This window comes from Clostridioides sp. ZZV14-6154 (assembly GCF_020657785.1).
Taxonomy (GTDB): Bacteria; Bacillota; Clostridia; order Peptostreptococcales; family Peptostreptococcaceae; genus Clostridioides.
The window spans coordinates 1-319 of record NZ_JAGWCY010000073.1 but is presented as its reverse complement, the minus strand read 5'-3'; the positions used below and the strand labels follow the sequence as shown (position 1 = coordinate 319).

Here is a 319-nt window from a genome sequence, read left to right as displayed (position 1 = left end):
ATAAAGATTATGTGGTTACAATAGCAGAGAGGATACACCTGTTCCCATTCCGAACACAGAAGTTAAGCTCTCTAGCGCTGATGGTACTTGGTGGGAAACTGCCTGGGAGAGTAGGACGTAGCCACGTTGAATATTCCAAGGTAGCTCAACGGTGGAGCAACCGGCTGTTAACCGGTAGGCTGTGGGTTCGAGCCCCACCCTTGGAGCCAAAAAAAGCCGAAGTGGCGGAACTGGCAGACGCACAGGACTTAAAATCCTGCGGGACTTACCTCTCGTACCGGTTCGATTCCGGTCTTCGGCACTTATAAAACAAACAATA

2 tRNA genes and 1 rRNA gene are annotated in these 319 nt (G+C 50.2%); all 3 read left to right on the top strand.

The window, feature by feature from the left end:
• Positions 1-10: 10 nt before the first annotated feature.
• Positions 11-127, top strand: a 5S ribosomal RNA gene (gene rrf, locus KGF45_RS19780).
• Positions 128-134: 7 nt separating this feature from the next.
• Positions 135-209 (top strand) — tRNA-Asn (locus KGF45_RS19775).
• 6 nt (positions 210-215) lie between these two features.
• Positions 216-301 (top strand) — tRNA-Leu (locus KGF45_RS19770).
• The last annotated feature ends 18 nt before the right edge of the window (positions 302-319 follow it).